At 39.0% G+C, this 20,212-nt stretch carries 12 protein-coding genes and 1 tRNA gene; 7 read left to right on the plus strand and 6 right to left on the minus strand.

Annotation, left to right across the window (positions count from 1 at the left end; genetic code table 11):
• Positions 1 to 169: 169 nt before the first annotated feature.
• Positions 170 to 1,066 (plus strand): tRNA (adenosine(37)-N6)-dimethylallyltransferase MiaA, encoded by an 897-nt coding sequence (gene miaA, locus HG267_RS18730; protein WP_045867739.1) that lies wholly within the window; start codon positions 170 to 172, stop codon positions 1,064 to 1,066.
• A 105-nt stretch (positions 1,067 to 1,171) separates the two neighbouring features.
• On the opposite strand, the gene HG267_RS18735 is transcribed toward miaA, so the two are convergent.
• On the minus strand, positions 1,172 to 2,920 hold the full coding sequence (locus tag HG267_RS18735) for an adenylate/guanylate cyclase domain-containing protein (RefSeq protein ID WP_228045509.1): 1,749 nt from the start codon (positions 2,918 to 2,920) through the stop codon (positions 1,172 to 1,174).
• 334 nt (positions 2,921 to 3,254) lie between these two features.
• A complete protein-coding gene (locus HG267_RS18740) occupies positions 3,255 to 8,963 on the minus strand; it encodes an AAA family ATPase (RefSeq protein WP_052335037.1) in 5,709 nt (1,902 codons plus the stop codon).
• A gap of 1,032 nt (positions 8,964 to 9,995) precedes the next feature.
• On the opposite strand from HG267_RS18740, the gene glcD reads away from it, so the two are divergent.
• The 6 genes from glcD to HG267_RS18770 all read left to right on the plus strand — a co-directional run bounded on the left by glcD (position 9,996) and on the right by HG267_RS18770 (position 16,976).
• Positions 9,996 to 11,468: a glycolate oxidase subunit GlcD gene (gene glcD / locus HG267_RS18745; protein WP_045867737.1), complete on the plus strand. Its 1,473-nt coding sequence runs from the start codon at positions 9,996 to 9,998 to the stop codon at positions 11,466 to 11,468.
• An 835-nt stretch (positions 11,469 to 12,303) separates the two neighbouring features.
• Positions 12,304 to 13,548, plus strand: coding sequence for a glycoside hydrolase family 10 protein (locus HG267_RS18750; protein ID WP_045867736.1), 1,245 nt, complete (start codon positions 12,304 to 12,306; stop codon positions 13,546 to 13,548).
• The gene (locus HG267_RS18755) at positions 13,548 to 14,117 is read left to right on the plus strand and encodes a hypothetical protein (protein WP_045867735.1); all 570 of its coding nucleotides are present in this window, start codon (positions 13,548 to 13,550) and stop codon (positions 14,115 to 14,117) included. The genes HG267_RS18750 and HG267_RS18755 overlap by 1 nt, the downstream gene beginning before the upstream one ends.
• A 14-nt stretch (positions 14,118 to 14,131) precedes the next feature.
• Positions 14,132 to 14,302, plus strand: a complete 171-nt coding sequence (locus HG267_RS18760) for a hypothetical protein (RefSeq protein WP_155538926.1) — start codon at positions 14,132 to 14,134, stop codon at positions 14,300 to 14,302.
• Between the two features lie 291 nt (positions 14,303 to 14,593).
• The gene (locus HG267_RS18765) at positions 14,594 to 16,843 is read left to right on the plus strand and encodes a GAF domain-containing protein (protein ID WP_045867733.1); all 2,250 of its coding nucleotides are present in this window, start codon (positions 14,594 to 14,596) and stop codon (positions 16,841 to 16,843) included.
• A 61-nt stretch (positions 16,844 to 16,904) separates the two neighbouring features.
• Positions 16,905 to 16,976 (plus strand) — tRNA-Lys (locus tag HG267_RS18770).
• Between the two features lie 93 nt (positions 16,977 to 17,069).
• Here HG267_RS18770 and HG267_RS18775 read toward each other — a convergent pair.
• The 4 genes from HG267_RS18775 to HG267_RS18790 all read right to left on the minus strand — a co-directional run bounded on the left by HG267_RS18775 (position 17,070) and on the right by HG267_RS18790 (position 20,123).
• Entirely contained in the window at positions 17,070 to 17,459 is a 390-nt protein-coding gene (locus tag HG267_RS18775; RefSeq protein WP_045867732.1) for a type II toxin-antitoxin system VapC family toxin, read from the minus strand.
• Positions 17,449 to 17,658, minus strand: a complete 210-nt coding sequence (locus tag HG267_RS18780) for a hypothetical protein (RefSeq protein ID WP_045867731.1) — start codon at positions 17,656 to 17,658, stop codon at positions 17,449 to 17,451. Before HG267_RS18780 ends, HG267_RS18775 begins: the two co-directional genes overlap by 11 nt.
• Positions 17,659 to 18,308: 650 nt before the next feature.
• A complete protein-coding gene (locus tag HG267_RS18785; RefSeq protein ID WP_045867730.1) occupies positions 18,309 to 18,911 on the minus strand; it encodes a hypothetical protein in 603 nt (200 codons plus the stop codon).
• A 159-nt stretch (positions 18,912 to 19,070) separates the two neighbouring features.
• Complete coding sequence (locus tag HG267_RS18790; protein WP_045867729.1) at positions 19,071 to 20,123, minus strand: glucokinase; 1,053 nt, start codon at positions 20,121 to 20,123, stop codon at positions 19,071 to 19,073.
• Positions 20,124 to 20,212 lie beyond the last annotated feature (89 nt).

Consider the following 20,212-nt stretch of genomic DNA (forward strand, 5'->3'; position numbering starts at 1 on the left):
CACCCCTGGGATTGGGGATTGGGGACTGGGGATTGGGGATGGGGGGATGAGGGAGATAAGGGGGAAAGGGGAAGGGGGAAAGGAGAAAGGGATAAAAGGGGAACAATTACCAATTACCGATTACCAATTACCAAATGACAAATGACAAAGGACAAATGACAAATAACAAATGACTAAATTAGTTGTAATTTGTGGAGCGACGGCGACGGGGAAGTCGGGTTTGGGTTTGGCTTTAGCTATGCACTTAGAGACTGTAATTCTCAGTGCTGATTCCCGCCAAGTGTACCGCGAGTTTAATATTGGCACAGCTAAACCGACATTAGCGGAACAAAAATTGGTGCAACATTATTTAATAGATATCTGCGCGCCAACAAACACGATGACGGTAGCAGATTACCAAGAACAAGCACAAGCTTTAATTACTGCTGTTGCTAATTCTCCCCTATTAATGGTTGGAGGCACTGGTTTATACATACGTTCTATTGTTCAAGGCATGAAAATTCCGCGAGTAGCACCGCAATTAGAATTGCGATCGCAACTCACAGAACTTGGTCAAAATCAACTTTACGCTATGTTACAACAAGTTGATCCTGTTGCTGCTCAAAAAATTCATCCTCATGACCCTGTACGGACTTTAAGGGCTTTAGAAGTATATTATGTAACGGGAATCCCCATTTCCGACCTACAAGGGGAGAATCCGCCAAATTACCCGATTTTACAAATTGGTTTAGATTGCGCTACTGATGCGTTACGCCTACGCATTCACCAGCGTACTGAGCAGATGATCAAAGAGGGATTGGTGGCTGAGGTCGATGATCTTTGTCAGAAATATGGTGCTGATTTACCTTTATTAAACACTTTAGGGTATCAAGAAATTAAGCAATATTTAGCTGGGAAAATTTCTTTAGAGGAAGCTCAAGAATTAATAGTTTTACATACGCGGCAATTTGCCAAGCGACAAAGGACTTGGTTTCGAGCCTATCCCCAAATTGAATGGTTTGATGCCAACGATGCTGATTTATTTGCTAAGGTTTTGCAGCGTGTGGAAGAGTTTATTAGTAAATGAAAAAGGATTTACTAATTCGTAGTTCGTAGTTCGTAATTAAAAATCAACTGCTAATTAATTTATGAACAGAACAATGTCATTTATTAATGAAAAAAATAAATTTATTCATGATTCGGCTGCTCCTTTTAGAGATTGGTATATAGCGTCTAATCTCGCTTGGATAGCTGGCGGTTTAGCAGTGAAATGAAGATAAAAACTGCCATTGTCTGCTGGTTTGTCAAACACCTTAGCATAGATATCTTCTTGAAGTTCTGTGGGGATGTTTGGTACTAATAATTTAAGTCTGATATTAGTCTGTGCAGGTGGTGGAGAAACTTCTGCTGCATTTTCCATGCGAATTTTAGCGCCCTTAGCTGAGAGTTCAACGATACTTCCTTGATATATAGTTGTGCTAATATGCTTTTCTTCTAACAACGCATATTGTATAGGGATGATGCCTGAAAGTGGTAGAAAATCTTCTGCTTCTATGGGTAGAAAAAGATTGTAATCTCCGCTAATTCCATAAACTTGGTGTACAGTAATTGGCTGTTTTACTCCTTTCGGTTGTACTTGTCTATGTCCACTTAATTGCACAATTGAGCCAGCAGCTTTTAATGTCTCATCGGATATTAAAACTTCGCCACCTGTGGTGTAAGATTCAATGCGATAAGTAAGGTTTACCTGACTACCAACGACACCATATTTAGTACGTTTTTGTGAGCCGATGTTTCCCAAAATAACTAGTCCAGTATTAATCCCAATTCCCATATCTAGTTGAGGAAAACCTAAATTTTGCAGCCTTTCATTGACAGCACTCATAGCTAATTGCATGGCACAAGCACAAGCTACAGCTTTAGCAGCATCATCTTCTTTGGGCATGGGTGCACCAAATAGCACCAAAATGCCATCACCCATGAATTCATTAATAGTTCCCTGGTATTGGGTAATGACATCAGCCATGTATTCTAGATAGATGTTAAGGATTGTGATGACTTCTTCTGGTTGCGATCGCTCTGAGATGGCTGTGAATCCTCTTAAATCAGAAGTCAGGATTGTAATTTTCCGCCTCTCACCTCCAAGTTTCAACCCTTCGGGGCTATCTAACAAATTGGCGACAATTTCATCACTGAGATAACGGCCAAACACTTGACGAATTAAGGAATTTCTTTTTTCTAAATCTGTATTAGCTTGAGCTAAATCAGCCGTGCGTTCTGTAACACGTACTTCTAATTCTCTAGTTGTTTGACGTAACCTACTAATAACCAAGGTTAACCCAGTCAGTCCCAGTACAGATAATCCTCCCAACATCACAAATGTTGTTTGCAAACTTTTATTAGTTTTTTCTGTAAAACTGTCTAGAGATTGAGTAATCGCCAAAACTCCCCGCACGTCTCCTACTTGCCAGTCGCGTTTTGGACTATTAGGATCGCTGTCGTGACAAGCAACGCAGCTAGCCTCCATGCGTACAGATTGCCCATATCGCCATAAGCTACGACCATCTTTTTTCTCCAGACGAGAAAAATTGTTCTCTTCAGGATGTTGTCTTAAGTAGGTAAGTGCCTGTTTCTCAAAATCATCTCTGGGCCCACCTTCAGCTTTTCGCCAAGGATAGGGGTAATCACTGTATAATCGGACTGCCATCCCAGCCTTTTGTTCGCTGATGTTTTTGCCAAGTTCAATGGCGTAAGTTGCAGGGGGAGGAATTGCACCTTCTTTGATCAGGTAGTTGTGGATAATGCTAATTCCCTTAACTTTTCTGGCGCGATCGGCACCTGCACTACTATAAAGGTTCCAAGCATCAATTATTGATTTTGCTTGCAATTCGGCATTCATCAGTGCTTGGGATTTTATGAGGCTAGTCGAAAGACTAGACATATTTGCTAAAGCTACACCTACTCCAATAGAGAATAAGAGCAGAAGAATTAACACAGTTTGTTTAAAAAGCAGACTGAGGCAAAAGCGCCTTACGCGAGAAATAAAGCTATTCATCGCCCAATTTGAGTACTATATTATTACTTTATTTTTTCACAAACTATTAATATATCTCAATAAACATTGTAGATAAGTTATATGTAATTTATCTACATTTACTTGCTAAAACTGCTAACTGCTGTATTTTTATTTTTTTCTGGCAATATCTATGAATGTGAACTTTTCTATTCTTTGATAAATATCTGCAAAGCTGATTATTGAAAGCGTTATTGATAGTTTAGTTAACTGAGCTTGGGAACAAGCGTATTTTTTGACTTAATTTCGCCCAACGCATCATCTCTAAAGCTAGAGATTTTCTCGAAAAATGAAGATAAAAACTCCTAGAATCTGCTAAATTCTCCGATACTTTAGCATATATATCTTCTTGCAGTTCTGCTGGAATATTCGGTACTAATAAGTTGAGTTTAATGTTTGTTTGTGCAGGTGGTAAACAACCTTCTGGCAAATGATCACAGTAGACTTTAGCTCCCTTTTCTGAGATTTGGATTACACTTCCCTGAAACATAATTTCATTAATATGCTTTTCCTCAATCATGGCGTACTGGATGGGGATGATTTCAGTCAGAGTGAAGAATATCTCTTCTTCTGTGGATAGAAAAAGGTTGTATGGTTTGCCAATACCGTCAACACAGTAAATAGTAATTAGTTGTTTCACTCCTTTAGGATGTACCTGCTTTTGCCCGTTGATTCTGACAATAGAGCCGACTTCTTGTAATGTTTGTTCTGAAATCAGAATCTCACCCCCTAGACTGTAAGATTCAATCCGGTAAGCTAGATTTACTTGGCTACCAACAATACCGTACTTAGTTCGTTTCTCTGAGCCAATATTTCCCAAAATTACCAAACCCGTGTTGATACCAATACCCATGTCTAGTTGAGGGAAATTTAAATCTTGCAATTTTTCATTCACAGCATCCATCGCCAACTGCATAGCACAAGCACAAGCTACAGCTCTTAGCGCGTCATCTTCTCTGGGTGTAGGAGCACCAAATAGCACCAAAATCCCATCACCCATGAACTCATTAATACTTCCCTGATACTTGGTAATGACATCTGCCATAAATTCAAAATAGATGTTGAGGATACTAATTACTTCTTCTGGTTGCGATCGCTCTGAGATGGCTGTAAATCCTCTTAAATCAGAAGTCAGGATCGTCATTTTTCTTCTATCGCCGCCAAGTTGCAATCTTTCTGGGCTTTCTAGCAAATTGGCGACAATATCATCACTTAAATAACGTCCAAACACCTGACGAATCAGTAAATTCCGTTTTTTTAAGTCCATATTGGCTTGAGCCAGTTGGGTAGTGCGTTCCTGTACTTTTTGTTCTAGAGTTTGGTAAAGTAGTGCATTTTCAATAGAAATAGCGGCTTGAGAAGATAAAATTTTCAAAACTTCTAGGTGATTGTCTGTAAATGCACCTGTTGTTAGGTGATTTTCCAAATACAACACACCCAGAAGTTTGCCTTGATTCAGGATGGGAGTACAAAGAACTGATTGGGGTTGATTTTCTTTAATAAAAATATCTTTAATAAATAGCCCTTCACAAGTAGCATTGGTAAGAACGACATCCGACTGGGTTCTAGCTACATAATTGACGATGACTTTTGGTAGCACATCGCTGTGATCCACTGGTAATGATTGCAGAACTTTGACAGTATCGCTACCCACTTCTTTGACAGCTTTAATCCACAGTTCCCCGTTTTGGCAGAGGATTAAAACACCTTTAGTTGCTCCTGCATTTTCAATCACGATCGCCATCAATTTTGCCAGCAAATTCTCTAAGACAATTTCACCTGCGATCGCTTGGGAAGCTTTGATCACAGTTGCCAAATCTAGCACTTCAGCAACACCACTATCACTGCTAGAAGAAGTTGAGGAAGTTGTCAGGCGATTGAGGGTTTGACTGATGCTGGTACGCGCTTTTTCAAAGCTACTAGATTGCCATATAAGTAGCTGGGGATAGGTTTCTTCTAGCTGTCTAACTTTAGCGATCGCTCCCCATCGCTGATAACAATAATGGGCATCCACCATGTAAACCTGAGCAATTTTGGTCATGCCTTTTGTTAAATAAAATTTGGCTGCTAGTTCGTTTGCTAAAGCTTCTTCTTGTAAATATTCATGTTCTCTAGACAATTCTATGGCGCGATTATAATTGTCTATTGCCTGAATATCTTCACCCAGAACTCGATGCCTTTCTGCTGCTACTAAATGATACTTCTGTAAGAAATTCATTGGTGCATAGTGTGACCAGATTTGCATTTTTTGTTGGTTAGTATGTACTTTTTCTAATATCTGGATTTTTTCATCGCTCTCAGCCTCTGTATATATAGCTAGTTGGTATAAAGAATCATAAAAATTAAATATGGCTCCAAGACTAAATGCACATCCACTATCTAGGTATGTTTCTGCTAGCACAGCATACTTATTTACTAGCGGAAAATCTTGCAGTAAGTAACTAACTATCAGTCTGTTAATGGCTAAGACAAAAATTGTGTGGCATAGATTCGCATCTAGCAAAAATTTCAGGAGTTTCTCATCATTAAAATCCCCACAGTTACAACCAACTGTGGGTTCAAATCTATCCAGTAATTTCAAAATAGAGCGACGAATTATCTCATTCTTACAAAGTACTGACTCCTGTTTTAATTCCAGCATTAAATGACTGTATTTTGACATCTCCTGTTCAGTTTCCAACAATGGATTACCTGCAAGATAAGAATGACAACCATAATGTAAAGCAGCTCGGGCAGCATATTCAAAATCTGCCATTTCTATACCAATTTGATAACTTTTAAATAAGGGCTTTAGTGTTTTTTTAATATGCATTTTCCACGGCATAATAAAGATATTAAATGCAAAAAAAGTTTTAGCTTGAAATTCTTTGGCATCGAATTTATCTAAAATTTTTAATGCCAATTGACCAAACTTATAACCTGTATCAATATCATCGACAATACCCGACAAAAATAAGCCATACCAAGCATAAGATGAGGCAGCAACAGCAGAATTACCATACTGAACTAACAGTTTCACTTGTTGCAGAGTCATCAATTGAAAGATAATAGGTGCTGTATTGTAAGCACTAATAGTTACATTTGACATTAGTCGGAGAGCAGCTATTGTATAGGGATCTGTCATTACTGGTAAGTCAAGTAAATCCAGAGGTTCTTTGCCTGCTAATGCATATTTTGTTTCTGTATAACTCTGTTGAACATCTAATTTACTGGGATTTTGCGGAAACCTAATTTCTAATAAATCTAGAATTTCTAAGGTTGTTTCTATTGTGCCCTGCATCTTATTACGAGCAGCACAAAATTGGATTTTAATTTCATAGACTTTTACTTTGTCAAGCACAGTCTTTGCTTGTTGTAGAACTATTTGCAGATAACGCTCCATCTCTGTAAACTCACCATTGATGTAGGCTGCTTCTACGGCTTCTTGATAAAGTGCTAGTGTCAGTTCATATTGCTCCTCCCAGCTACAATTACTTAACAATTTAATGCCATTTCGCAAGTAATTTATTGCTGAATTATAGGCAGCGGATAGTTTAGATTTTTTACCAGCACAGAGATTTAATTCTGCCAATTCATACTTTTCTGATTGATTAGTAATCAGTTGCATTCCAAAATTGAGTTGATTGACAATATCAAAGATTTTTTCTTCTCGCCTACATTGATTATTTTTGAGCAGTAGTTGCCCTAGTTGTAGATGTACTATTTGTTTTTGGTCTTCGGGAATTAAGCAATAAGCAGCTTGTTGTACGCGATCGTGCAAGAATTTGTAAGATATCAAAGCCGGAAGATGAGAAACAGCAAATTTCGACTCAGTTCCTGTCTCTTGCTTGATCCAATCTTCAGCCCTCAGCAGTTGATCCTCATTCCCCAAGGGCAGAATTAGTCCTGACTCAATTGCTTCCCATAAATCACTAGCAGTTGCGATCGCAGTTTTTTTATAGACAATTGATAGGGTTTGCAAATCAAATTGATACCCAATACAAGCGGCTAGCTTTAAAATTTGTTGAGTCTGAGTAGAGAGTCTTTGAATTTTATCTGCCATTAAATCAACAACATTATTTGTAATTGGTGTGGCTTGAATATCTACTATATTCCACTGCCATACTCCCTGAACAAAATCAAATTCTAATAATTCTTGTGTATATAAGGATTTCAAGAATTCATTCACAAAAAAAGGATTACCATGAGTTTTTTCAACAACAAGTTCCGCTAATGGTATAGCTTTCAATTGCTCGCAATGTAGAGTATCTTTAATTAACTGCGTAACATGAGCTAAATTTAACGGAGAAAGAGAGAGATGATTAACTTTAGGAAAAAGATTGTTACTACAATTGATTTTATGATTGTGCTTTTGAATTTCTTTGAATGTCAACATTAATGGATGAGTTGCATTAACTTCTTTATCTCTATAAGCACCTATGAGAAATAAATAATGACTATCTGCTTCTGTCATTAACGATTGGATCAATTTTAGGGAAGCAGAATCCGCCCATTGCAAATCATCCAAAAAAATTACTAAGGGGTGTTCAGGTTTACTAAATATATGGATGAAGTTTTGCAAGACTTTATTAAAGCGATTTTGTGATTCTACTACCCCTAGTTCTGGTATAGTAGGCTGTTGACCTACAATTAGTTCAATTTCAGGAATTACATTAATAATCACCTGGCAATTAGTCGATAAAGCAGCTAAAAACTCTGCCCGCCAGACTGCAATTTGGGCATCAGATTCTGTCAACAACTGGCGAATTAATTTCTGAAAGGCTGGAATTATCGAACCATAGGGAATATTCCTCTGTAACAGATTACATTTCCCAGCAATAAAGTATCCTTTGTGCTTAGTAATTGGTTGATAAACTTCTTGTACTAATGCTGATTTGCCGATACCAGAATAACCAGATATAAGCATCATTTCCGAATAGCCAGATGGGGAAGACAAGCGTAAGCTTTCTTGATTTCTCCCTATTACTCGTTCGCAAGCATTTACTAATGTAGAAATTTCTCTATCTCTGCCATACAATTTTTGTGGGATTTGAAAGATTGGTGAAATATCTTGCTGTCCTAATGGAAAGTATAAAATTTGGTTAGTTTCGCATAATTGAGTAAGGCATTTTTGTAAATCTGCCCTCAATCCATAGCTACTTTGATATCTTTCTTCCGGCGTTTTTGCTAACAACTTTAAGATAATATCTGAAATTGTTTCAGGAATATCCGAATTCAATTCATGAGGTGGTAGCGGCTGTTTTGCAATATGACAATGAACCAACTCCATTGCATCGTTAGTTTCAAATGGCAAATGCTGGGTGAGCATTTCATAAAAGGTGACACCTAAAGAGTAAAAGTCAGTGCGATAGTCTATGGATCTATTCATTCTCCCTGTTTGCTCTGGCGACATATAAGCTAATGTCCCTTCCAAGCGATTAAGATTACAGATGAATTGGGTTTCTCTAGACACTCGGGAAGCGATCGCAAAATCTGTAATTTTTATCTCGCCAGTTTGCGAGTTAATAATAATATTGTGGGGTTTAATATCCTGATGAATAATCTGGTTTTTGGATAATTCACCTAAAATATCAGCTAATTTAATAGCAATTATCAAAAATTCGGTGATTTTTAGGGTTTTTACTTGAATATATTGATATAGCGATTCTCCGCCAAAATCTTCTAATACCAATGCTAGAGAACCATTAGTATTTTTCAAGCAATAAGACTTGACAATTCCTGGCATATTAAGAAATTGAGTGATGTCATATTCATGCTTCAATCTGGCGATATCACTAAGAGTGGGATATTCGTTGTTAACCACCTTTACAATTATTGGTTGTTGATCCCCAATTCTCAAGCCCCGATAAATAACTGTTTTTGAACCTACATAAATAGTTTCTATTATTTGATGCCCTGAAACTGTAATCATAGCTGTATTCTTCACTCCCAATAAGTATTACCTATTTTTTGATTTTCAATATTGAGAAATTTATTGTGATTCCTCAATATTGGAACATCAACCATTTAGGCAGATGATTGGAAAATTTTTCATCTTAACGCTTGCAAGCTTTAAGAACACTCATGAAAGAGAGTTTATGTTGGGAAAGCTTTTGCAATAGCGCTAAAGAATATTTACAAACAGTTAATCGGTGAAGAGTTATCTAGCAGTTATCAAGTGATTAATGTTAAGTAATCACTTTCATGACGAATTTAATAAACCAACCTTAAAATGTAGTTTTTAATACTGTTTATCCAACATGTTTATGGAATTTAAAAATGTAGATGAGAGAAGTTTAATAAAAGTATTGATTTGCAAATTTTCTTAGTAATTAAAAATTGAATAAATGATATTAGCTTGATTATCAAATCATGATAATCATAATTTGATAATCAAAAACACACAAGACAAGTGCAATTACGATTAAAAAAGTTTTCTCTAATCAATAGCGATAATGAAGTAGTTTAAAAGCAAATACAATTCAGTGAAGAAAATGAATTGATCACAAAATCAAAAAACTAGTACAACAAGGCAAAAGTAAAAAGTGAGCCAGTGCGGTGGACGGGTTTCCCGGCATAAAGCAACTGGCGAACTCCAAAGGAGTCAAAAGTAAAAAGAAAGAATGATGATTTTGTAAGCTTTTCGCTTGTTTTAAATGGGTGGCTTATTTCCGCCGTGTTGTACTAGTTACTCAACAAAAAAACAGAACAATAATTTTGGAGGGGGTTTGGGGGACGCAACCGTCACCCAATCGGGGGTTTGGGGGAGAATCCCCCAATTCTTCTGGCTTCTTTAATAAATGAGCTTAACCCAAGCCTATTGTTGTGATCTGGTACGCAATAAATCCAAAAAAGGCGATCGCACTCTTGTAACTCCTGTCACAATATTCTTTAGTATGAGCCATGCATTTGCAGGCTCAGGTGCTTAACCTGAACTGCATCTTACCCCTATCCCAAACAAGTTATGCTCACCCAAGACAAACAACAACGTAACTGGAAACCCATTATTCAAGCATTTGAGGCTGTTCTGGGTAAAAATGGTGTAGTGCAACGCCGTGAGGAACTGATTACTTATGAATGCGATGGTTTAACAGGCTATCGCCAGCGTCCGGCGGTAGTTGTACTTCCCAGAACTACAGAACAGGTTGCAGCAGCGGTAAAGATATGCAACCAATATTCTCTTCCCTTCATTGCACGGGGTTCTGGGACTGGTTTATCTGGTGGAGCTTTGCCTGGGGAAGATTCAGTTTTAATTGTTACTTCTTTAATGCGGCAAATACTTAGCATTGATTTAGAAAATCAACGCGCTGTTGTGCAGCCAGGAGTAATTAATAGCTGGGTAACACAAGCGGTAAGTGGTGCAGGTTTTTATTATGCACCAGACCCCTCCAGCCAAATTATCTGTTCCATTGGTGGCAATATTGCGGAAAATTCTGGGGGCGTGCATTGTCTGAAATATGGTGTAACTACTAACCATGTTTTGGGATTAAAATTAGTGCTGCCTGATGGTGAGATTGTAGATGTAGGCGGACAAATTCCCGAAATGCCTGGTTATGATTTAACAGGTATATTTGTCGGTTCAGAAGGTACTTTGGGGATTGCTACAGAAATTACCCTTAAAATTCTCAAAACTGCAGAATCAATTTGTGTATTATTGGCAGACTTTACAAGTGTTGAGGCGGCTGGGGCTGCTGTTTCCGATATCATCAGTGCGGGGATTATTCCTGGTGGTATGGAAATGATGGATAACTTTAGTATTAATGCTGTAGAAGATGTGGTAGCTACTAATTGTTATCCCCGCGATGCTACAGCAATTTTACTAATTGAAATCGATGGTTTAGAAGTAGAAGTTGCAGGTAATAAACAACGGGTAATAGAAATTTGCAAACAAAATGGGGCGCGTAGTGTCACTTCTGCTAGCGATCCGGAAACGCGATTAAAACTTTGGAAAGGGCGAAAAGCTGCTTTTGCAGCTGCGGGACATTTAAGCCCAGATTATTATGTGCAAGATGGTGTAATTCCTCGGACTCAGTTACCCTATGTATTGCAAGAAATTGAGGCATTAAGTCAAAAATTTGGTTATCGAGTTGCCAATGTATTTCATGCTGGCGATGGTAATCTGCACCCACTAATTCTTTACGATAATGCTGTGCATGGGGCATTAGAAAAAGTTGAAGAATTAGGCGGAGAAATTCTCAAACTTTGCGTGAAAGTCGGCGGTAGTATTTCGGGTGAACATGGTATTGGTGCAGATAAAAAATGCTATATGCCAGATATGTTTAGCCCAGCAGATTTAGAAACTATGCAATGGGTAAGGCAAGTTTTTAATCCTAAAGGTTTAGCCAATCCAGATAAGATATTTCCTACACCACGCACTTGTGGAGAAGCTGCAAATGCAGTAAGTGCTAAAAAGTTTGAAGGAATTGAGAGATTTTAATAATTCGTAATTCGTAATTCGTAATTCGTAATTCGTAATTAAACCCGGAGAATTACGAGTTATAAAGCAACCCGAGTTCAGGTAGTGGATTGACACAGCTAAAATGTTGCAATAATTTTTCTTGTGGGGTGGACATCTTGTCCGCCCTGGACGGGTGAGACACCCATCCCACAAGAGTTTTTTTATGCACTATTTTAGTCGTGTCAGTCTAGTAAGATGCGTTAGCGATAGCGTAACGCATCAGTGCCAAAGCTTTTTATGCGTTACTGAAATTTTTCAGAAATCAAATCAGATTCCTATAAGAAAATTACGATTGATGAAGCAAACTGAGCATTTAGAAAGTTTTGCATGATGCACTAATAATTAAAAGTGTGTTGTAGTCAATCTAGATTTTTAGTAGAAATTACGATGAGGTACATGGGTAAGGGGCAGTGCCTTGCCCTTACAATTATCTGTACTTGCAGCTTTGCGCCCGCATAATTTACGTAACGCAAAAAATATTTGAATTTGTATGATTTTTAGCAGATGTAAATCTCAGTTGATGCTGCAATTTGTCACTCTAGTGTTGGTAAATAATGACGAATAACTTTGAGGACTGCTATAGTATAAAAGCCTGCTGATCCAGGCTTTTTTTGCATATATTTACTGTTTGATAAGGATGAGTATGTTTGTTATTCTCAAAGATTAAAATAGTTAAATTTGAGCAAATTTGATTTTAAGATATTTGCTAAAGTTGATGCTATAACTACATAATCCGGAAGCTGGAGATTGACTTTGTAGTTATATATTTCCCTTCTATCCCTTCTATCTCTTCAAAACGAAGTCAAGCCCATAAATGAATCGGTTTGCCCGCCGTTATTTTTGTTACTGGCTGTGTTTGGAATTATTATTATGCTTTATAGCATTTTCCCTTCCTTCTCATTCAGTTTATTACCAAAAAGCCAGTCCTCCAACTACAACCGAAATTCGTGGTGTTTGGCTAACTAATGTTGCCAGTGGTGTATTCTTTGTCCCTTGGGGTATTAACCGCGCTGTCAACCAACTTTCGGCGCTTAACTTTAATACTATTTATCCTGTAGTTTGGAACAGAGGTCATACTTTTTACAATAGTACAGTTGCGAAAAGAGTAACAGGTGCAGATACTCAACCTTTACTCAAAATTATGCATGGGGGACAAGATGTTTTAGACAAGTTAATTCAACTTGCTAAACCTAAAGGTATAAATATTGTTCCTTGGTTTGAATATGGGTTTATGACACCACCATATTCTCAATTAGCACTACGTTACCCGGAATGGCTAACAAATGGGCAGGAAGGTATTAAATCAATTAATGAGATTCCTCCAGAAGAAGTTGGCAATAATCATGTTAGTAAATTAGCTTGGCTGAATCCTCTACATCCACAAGTTCAAGAATTTATTCAAGAACTAATTGTAGAAGTTGTCAGTAAATATGATGTGGATGGAATTCAGCTTGATGACCATTTTGGGATGCCAGTACAGTTTGGTTACGATGCTTTTACTATAGAACTTTACCAACAAGAACACCAAGGTAAAAGTCCACCAAAAAATCCTTTTAACCCAGAATGGATGCGTTGGCGATCAGAAAAACTGACTGATTTCATGGCAGCAATTTATCAATCTGTGAAAGCAGTTAAACCTTATGTAAAAATTTCTTTGTCTCCCAACTCTCAAGCTTTTGCTTACAAATATTATTTACAAAATTGGGAAGATTGGGTAAAAAAAGGTTTAATAGATGAGTTGATTTTACAGGTATATCGAGATAACAAAAATAGTTTTATTAGAGAAATAGAACAGCCAGCAGTGGAATTTGCTCGCAGTCAAATACCTGTAGCTATTGGGATATCAACGGGCACATTGCGCGATTCCGTAGAGATTGCCCAAATCAAAGAACAGGTTAAGATAGCGCGCGATCGCAAATTTAATGGTATCTCATTTTTCTACTGGGAAAGTTTATGGGGTTATATCTCTCCAGAGTCCCCCCAAAGGCGACGCAGGGCGTTTCTAGAGATGTTTAACACCAAAGCTGCGACACCAATTCTCCTACCAAAGAAAATTTGATGTTATTTGTACCTGTCAAAACTCAATTTAGCTTTACTTTGCAATGGACAATAGCCACTTTGAGTGGTTTTTTAGTGAGTCTGCTATTCATTGAAATTGGCGAAAAGCCAGATTTAGGTATATTACAGGCGATGATTGGCGGATTAGCGATCGCACTAGCTCAGACTATCATGCTCACCAATACCAGCTTTTACCTGAAGTGGGTATTGTTCACAATGGGGGGTTGGGGTGCGATCGCAATTATTGGTGTAGGTGCTATAGGTTGGATTGTACCCACAACTGACTTACTCCCTACGAGGATGCTTTATGAGGCGCTTTCTGGGTTAATTGGCGGTTTCGTCATTGGATTCGCTCAATGGTGGGCTATTTACCAATCTGTTCCTTTAGCTTGGCGCTGGATATTTATTAGTGCATTTAGCTGGGCAATTGCCATGCCCATCGGTTCAGCTATTGGCTTGATTTTACGTCAACTCACACAGTTTTTTCTAGGCGAAGTTATCGGTTTAGCGATCGCTTGGCTGCTGGTTGCTATTTTGACGGGGATGAATGCTTATAAGTTGTTGAAGTGATTGGGGGTTGGGGATTGGGGACTGGTGACTGGGGACTGGGGACTGGAGATAAGGGAGCAGAGGAAGCAGGGGAGAATAGCCATTACTCATTACTCATTACTCATTACTCATTACCAATGCCCAATGCCCAATGCCCCATGCCCCATGCCCCACCTATTAAGAATAATCACAATAATTCACAATAGTCCTTGATTTTACTTAAAATACATGCAAAAATCTTTAAGAAATTATTAACAAATCAATATCGAGTAACTTTTCACTAACCTGCCCATATGTTTTATTCTTCAACCAGCAGGATTTGTTAAGCTTACTTTTATGGGCTTTCCGTAATTTCTGAAGAGAAATAGAGAAAGACGCAAATATCAATAGATCCAAGCTGACAATCCTTTGCTTTAGGCGCTAAGGATAATTTTTACGACCGTAACTATACGAGAGAGCGCCTAGATGAGTCAGTAATACCAGACAGGGACTCTCGCATGAATATTAACCAATCGGAATCAACTGTAGAACTCAAACCACTATCTCCGCCTTACTTTCTCTTCGGCAAAGATGCGGACAAAAGTAGTAGCGATCAGTTTCTACTCAGCATCTACGATTCTGGACAGGCATCGATTTTTGTAGTAGATGTGCTGGAAGATGGGGATTTTCGCTATGTGGCACTAAACCCAACTCATGAACGCTGGCTGGGAATGAGCTCTGAAGAACTCCAAGGCAAAAGGCCAGAGGATATACTATCGCCTATGGATGCGGCGAAAGTACGTCAGCATTACAATGATTGCGTGCGCTTTGGCAAAACGATTTCCTACGAACAATGCTTGCAATTCCAAGGTGTTCCTACATGGTGGAGTACGACGCTGACACCGTTGCGAGATGCGAATTCAAGGATTTATCGCTTGATTGGTACTAGTAGCAGTATCAGTCCAATCAAGCAGATAGAACGCAAAGGAAAACTGCAAGCAGAAAAAGCGCAACTATTGGCAGATATAGACCAAAAAATTTGCCAATCTCAAGATTTAGAGACAATTCTGCCACAAATAGTTAAGGAAGCGCGGAATTTATTAAGTTGCGATCGCGTTTTAGTTTACCGCTTCCAGGCTGATGGTACTGGTGCGATCGCAGCGGAAGCAACTATAGTTGCTCATGGCCCGCTAATGGGGAAAAATATCCAAGATCCTTGCTTTACTACTAAACATCAAGAACGCTACAGAAAAGGCGGGATTCAAGTTATTGAAGACATTTATGCAGCAGGGTTACATCCTTGCCAAATAGATTTTCTCGCCTCTTTGCAAGTTAGGGCGAATTTAGTTGTACCAATTCTCTTACACCAAGAGTTATGGGGGTTATTAATTGCCCAGTATTGTGATAAACCCCATCAATGGCGAGATGCAGAAATTGACTTACTCAAGCAGTTAGCAGCACAAATTGGCATTGCTAGCCAGCAAGCTGAACTGCAGCAACAGTTAGAAAATCTGCAAGCGGAAATGGAGTTGCAACGCCAAGAGTATGCAGAGCAAGTACAGAAGATTCAAGACTTTCAAGCACTGTGGCAACGCATCACAGAACAAATCCGCGACAATCTTGATATCAGCCAAATACTAGAAACAGTAGTTCAAGATTTAGCACAGTTACTCAAAAGCGATCGCTGTCATATCGAACTCTATGATATTGACTGCACCCTAGCAACCATTGCCTATGAATACACCCATAGTTCACCTTTGTATCAAGGTGTAAGCAAGCAAGTTGCAGACTTCCCGGAAGTTTATCAACGCTTATTGCAAAAACAATCCCTGCATTCTGTAGAAATTCTTCCCGGATGGCAACCAACATTGCAGGTAATTACTCAGCTAGCTTATCCAATTTTTGATCGCCAAGGAATGCTGGGCAATCTATGGCTGATCCGCGCTTCCCAACAACCATTTGATGAATGGGAAAATGGCGTAGTGCAGCAAATCGCCAGTCAATGTGCGATCGCAATTCGCAATTCGCGGCTCAATCTAACAATCCAAACCCAAGGGCAAGAAATAGCAAGCATTGAACGCCTCAATCACCAATTTCTCCGCGCTTTGGCGCAAGAACTCCGCACGCCCATTACCAGCATTAATCTCGCAGCCCAAACCCTTGAAAGTATGCTTAATCTAGAAGGGCTATCAGATAAAGACATAGTGCCGCAACTATTGCAGATACTCCATAGCGAATGTGGTAGAGGTAGTAACTTAATTCAAGACTTGCTCACACTTACCCAGCATCAAACCCCACCCGATCCCCAAACCCTCATTCCCATCGACTTACAAACCTGGTTACCCCCAATTGTCGAGTCTTTTCGGGAAGTCACCGCTTGTCAGAAACAACAATTAAAGCTGAAGATTGATACTGCACTACCAACTTTAGCAACAGAGATTACAGAATTAGAGCGAATTGTGACAGAATTGCTTAACCATATCTGCAAATACACGCCTACTGGTGAAACCATCACAGTATCAGTGCGACTGATAGCAGATATGATGCAGATTAGTTTCCAAAACTCCGGCTTAGAAATATCTGCCCAACAACGAGCAAGAATTTTTGAGCCATTTTATCACATCGCTAAAAATGACCCCTGGAAACATAGCGGCACCGGACTAGAACTAGCATTAGTGCAAAAAATGGTCACCAATTTAGGCGGTAAAATTCAGGTAGAAAGTGTAGCCGGAAAAACTACATTTATAGTAAAACTCCCTAGAGCTTAAAACCTGCTCCCAGACTGCACTAGTAAAGCCGTCAGCAATTTGCTATAATCATTATTCGTGTGGGTGACTAGCTCAACGGTAGAGCATCGGACTCTTAATCCGCTGGTTCTGAGTTCGAATCTCAGGTCACCCACCTCTGATGAATTTTTCCACTATCTCAATAGCGATCGCATTTTGGTTGTAGTGAAGAGAGTGCGATCGCATTTTAGTATTTGTATACTACCAATTACCAACGCTCTAACACCAAGTTATCCACATAATCAAAGTCTGTATCATCTGTAACTAAAACCCAAGCCTGCTCTAAGCACTGTGCTGCAATCCAAACATCATTCATGGGAATTGGTCTTCCTTTACGCTTCAGTGCCATTCTCGTTTTTGCATATACTGTTGCAGTTTCTTGGCTTAATGGTACAACTACACAAGTCTGAATAAATTCTAGATAACGAGGTAAATTTTGTAATGGACGAGTTGAATTTTCTGCACCAAAAAGCAACTCTCCAACTACGACTGTAGGGAGAACTACTTCTGGTAATGCTAGTACCCGAGAAACAACCACTCTATCTCCATTCAAAAAACGCACAGCCACAGAAGTATCCAGGGCAATCTCACCACTCATTTATATCAACCTGCCGACATTCTGCTACTATTGACTGTCTTATTTCTTCTGCTTCAACATCACTTAAAATGCCTGCAAATTTAGCGAGGGGATGAATTTTGCGTGTGGCTTTTACTCTATTTAAAAAATCTAGCACTGACTGAACTATATCATCGGGAGCTTCTTCTATTTCCTGAATCAGTTCTTCACGATTCGTCATACATTCAAATGCTATGGACTTGTTGTTTTCAGTTTAGTACTTTTTTGAAAAAAGAATGCCATTGAATGGGGGTACGGCAATAGTCAGATAACTGAAAATAGCAAAAGATTGTGGATGTTCCCTACATAGGATTTATCTACCTAAAATCCAACATGGTTTAACCCATTCGTGACCAAGGAGTTAAGGTTGTTTATCAACGCTACCTCATCCATAGAGAACCTTAACCCATTCGTGACCAAGGAGTTAAGGTTGTTTATCAACGCTACCTCATCCATAGAGAACCTTAACCCATTCGTGACCAAGGAGTTAAGGTTGCTTATCAACACTACCTCATCCATAGAGAACCTTAACCCATTCGTGACCAAGGAGTTAAGGTTGTTTATCAATGAGCATTCATAGAAAAAGCGATCGCATTCACAACCAACGAGTTAAGGTTGATTAAAAAGCTACAAATATAAGGTATTACCCGTAGGGGCACGGCACCAGTAAGATAATTTGATATGCGACAAAATTATGGATGCCGTGCCCCTACAATCTGTCGCGTTCTTTTTTCAAATTGGTATAACTAATATCTGCCGATTAAGCTTTACTCATGTATTGATACCCGTGAGGGTATCAAATACTAATTAATGAGTTTGTGAACATGAAAATCAAGCTTTTAAAACCACATTGAAGGAATTTAAATAACCATTAATGGTTTTAGCTAAACTGCGGCGTTGTTTTCTGGTAGTTATTGCCATGACTTGATACAAGCGCCCTTGAGCAAAATACATTCTACTTTTAGTGACTTTACCACCAGAATTGATATACTCAATTTCTTTTCCTGGATGACCATTTGTACTACGAATATCCCGCTGGCTAATTAAATTGCTTTTCGTAGTTTTTAAAGCCAAATCTCTAGCGTTATTCAGGACTGCTTGCGGGTTTGCCAATTCACCATAACTATAGGGGAAATCATTATAAGTAACTACATAAGCTACTTCCTGTTTTGGTGGTTGAGCGATAAATATTTCTAGGTTGATTTCCCCCATATAGGTTTTTTGCGATTGCGTATCTCTTTTGGGGATTCCTGGCATTAACACGCTAAAGCGTCCATCTGGGACTGTATACACCTTCCATTGTGGCTGCACAGGTTGAGTAACTGTGGTTTTGGCGGGAGTAACCTTTGGCTTGGGTTGACGTGCATCTACCAACAAAGATCCGCTACACACAAGTGTGGCGGCAAATAGGGGCAATAAAAATTTGATTGTCATAGTTTTTGCTTCAGAGATGCGGATATCACTGATGCTGCTAGTACAGCAAAGCGGAAATAAAGTTCAGATTCAAAAGACAACAAAAGCTGATAAAGCAAGCCTTAGGAAATTTGAATTTTGAATGAAAGAATTTTAAATTCCGCCTAGTGGTACTAGCTGTTATAACCTAGCTGCATATAAAGCAGCACCAATTAGCCCTACTTGTTGGTTGAGAATAATATATACCGGTATTTCTTCGAGGAGAGAACGCATCCTACCTTTTTGGGTGAAGTTTAATAGGAAACTACCCTCTTGCATTAAAGGCAGAATTTTGGGAGCAATACCACCAGCAATATACAATCCGCCATAAGGTAGAAGTTTAATGGCGAGATTTCCGGCTTCTGCACCATAAATTTCTACAAATAATTGTATAGTTTGTTCCGAAAGGCGATCGCGTTTTTGTAAGGCAGCAATACCAATAGTTGCAGCTGGATCGACACTTTTCTCTAATTTTCCTGCCTCTTCTTCCCAGGTTCTCACAATGTGAGCGATATCTGGTGATTCCACAGCCACCTTTTGATCGCGCAAAAATTGGTAAATCGAGATGATTCCCATCCCAGAAACTACCCGTTCTACAGAAACGCGCTGGATATCATGTTTATCCAGCAAGTATTTCATCAGCCGAAATTCTAACTCGTTGCGCGCCGCAAAGTCGGCGTGTCCACCTTCTGAGGGAAAAACTTGATAATGTTCTCCCTGCTTAATTAAAAAGCCTTGTCCTAATCCCGTACCAGCGCCAATAATGGCAATCGGTGCATCGTGTTTTGGCTTCCCAGCTTGTAAAGTCACCAAATGTTTGCTGTTTAAGCCAAAAATGCCGTAACCAACGGCTGCAAAGTCATTAATTAGCGAAACAGAAGCAATTCCCAGTTCTTGTTGTAGACGTTCGCTATCCAAATACCAAGCTAAATTTGTCAGCTTGGCAGTATTATGAACCACTGGCCCTGCGATCGCAAAGCAAGCCTTTTGTGGTGTCGCGGACTTGGCTTTAACGAGGAACTGCTGAACTATCGGCACTAAATCAGGAAAATCCTGACTGTGAAAAGTTTCCTCATAAATATTGCGTAAAGCCTGTGCGTCTGATGATTCCGTGATTCCTGGTGAGTCTGCTATTTCACTCAATCGCAGAATAGTTTTTGTGCCGCCGATATCTCCTGCTAGTAATAATGTCATAAAACTTATAAGTAAATGAGTAACTTTCTCAGTAAATGGCAATGTATCTAGATTAGCGGAAGCGAGGATTTTTAAATCCTCTTAGGGAT

It is taken from the genome of Tolypothrix sp. PCC 7601, from assembly GCF_025677855.1.
Lineage (GTDB): Bacteria > Cyanobacteriota > Cyanobacteriia > Cyanobacteriales > Nostocaceae > Aulosira > Aulosira diplosiphon.

Bases quoted from the DNA above. Each gene is read 5' to 3' on its own strand.
- miaA (WP_045867739.1), top strand. From the start codon at position 170: ATGACTAAATTAGTTGTAATTTGTGGAGCGACGGCGACGGGGAAGTCG.
- HG267_RS18735 (WP_228045509.1), bottom strand. From the start codon at position 2,920: ATGTCTAGTCTTTCGACTAGCCTCATAAAATCCCAAGCACTGATGAAT.
- HG267_RS18740 (WP_052335037.1), bottom strand. From the start codon at position 8,963: ATGATTACAGTTTCAGGGCATCAAATAATAGAAACTATTTATGTAGGT.
- glcD (WP_045867737.1), top strand. From the start codon at position 9,996: ATGCTCACCCAAGACAAACAACAACGTAACTGGAAACCCATTATTCAA.
- HG267_RS18750 (WP_045867736.1), top strand. From the start codon at position 12,304: ATGAATCGGTTTGCCCGCCGTTATTTTTGTTACTGGCTGTGTTTGGAA.
- HG267_RS18755 (WP_045867735.1), top strand. From the start codon at position 13,548: ATGTTATTTGTACCTGTCAAAACTCAATTTAGCTTTACTTTGCAATGG.
- HG267_RS18765 (WP_045867733.1), top strand. From the start codon at position 14,594: ATGAATATTAACCAATCGGAATCAACTGTAGAACTCAAACCACTATCT.
- HG267_RS18775 (WP_045867732.1), bottom strand. From the start codon at position 17,459: ATGAGTGGTGAGATTGCCCTGGATACTTCTGTGGCTGTGCGTTTTTTG.
- HG267_RS18780 (WP_045867731.1), bottom strand. From the start codon at position 17,658: ATGACGAATCGTGAAGAACTGATTCAGGAAATAGAAGAAGCTCCCGAT.
- HG267_RS18785 (WP_045867730.1), bottom strand. From the start codon at position 18,911: ATGACAATCAAATTTTTATTGCCCCTATTTGCCGCCACACTTGTGTGT.
- HG267_RS18790 (WP_045867729.1), bottom strand. From the start codon at position 20,123: ATGACATTATTACTAGCAGGAGATATCGGCGGCACAAAAACTATTCTG.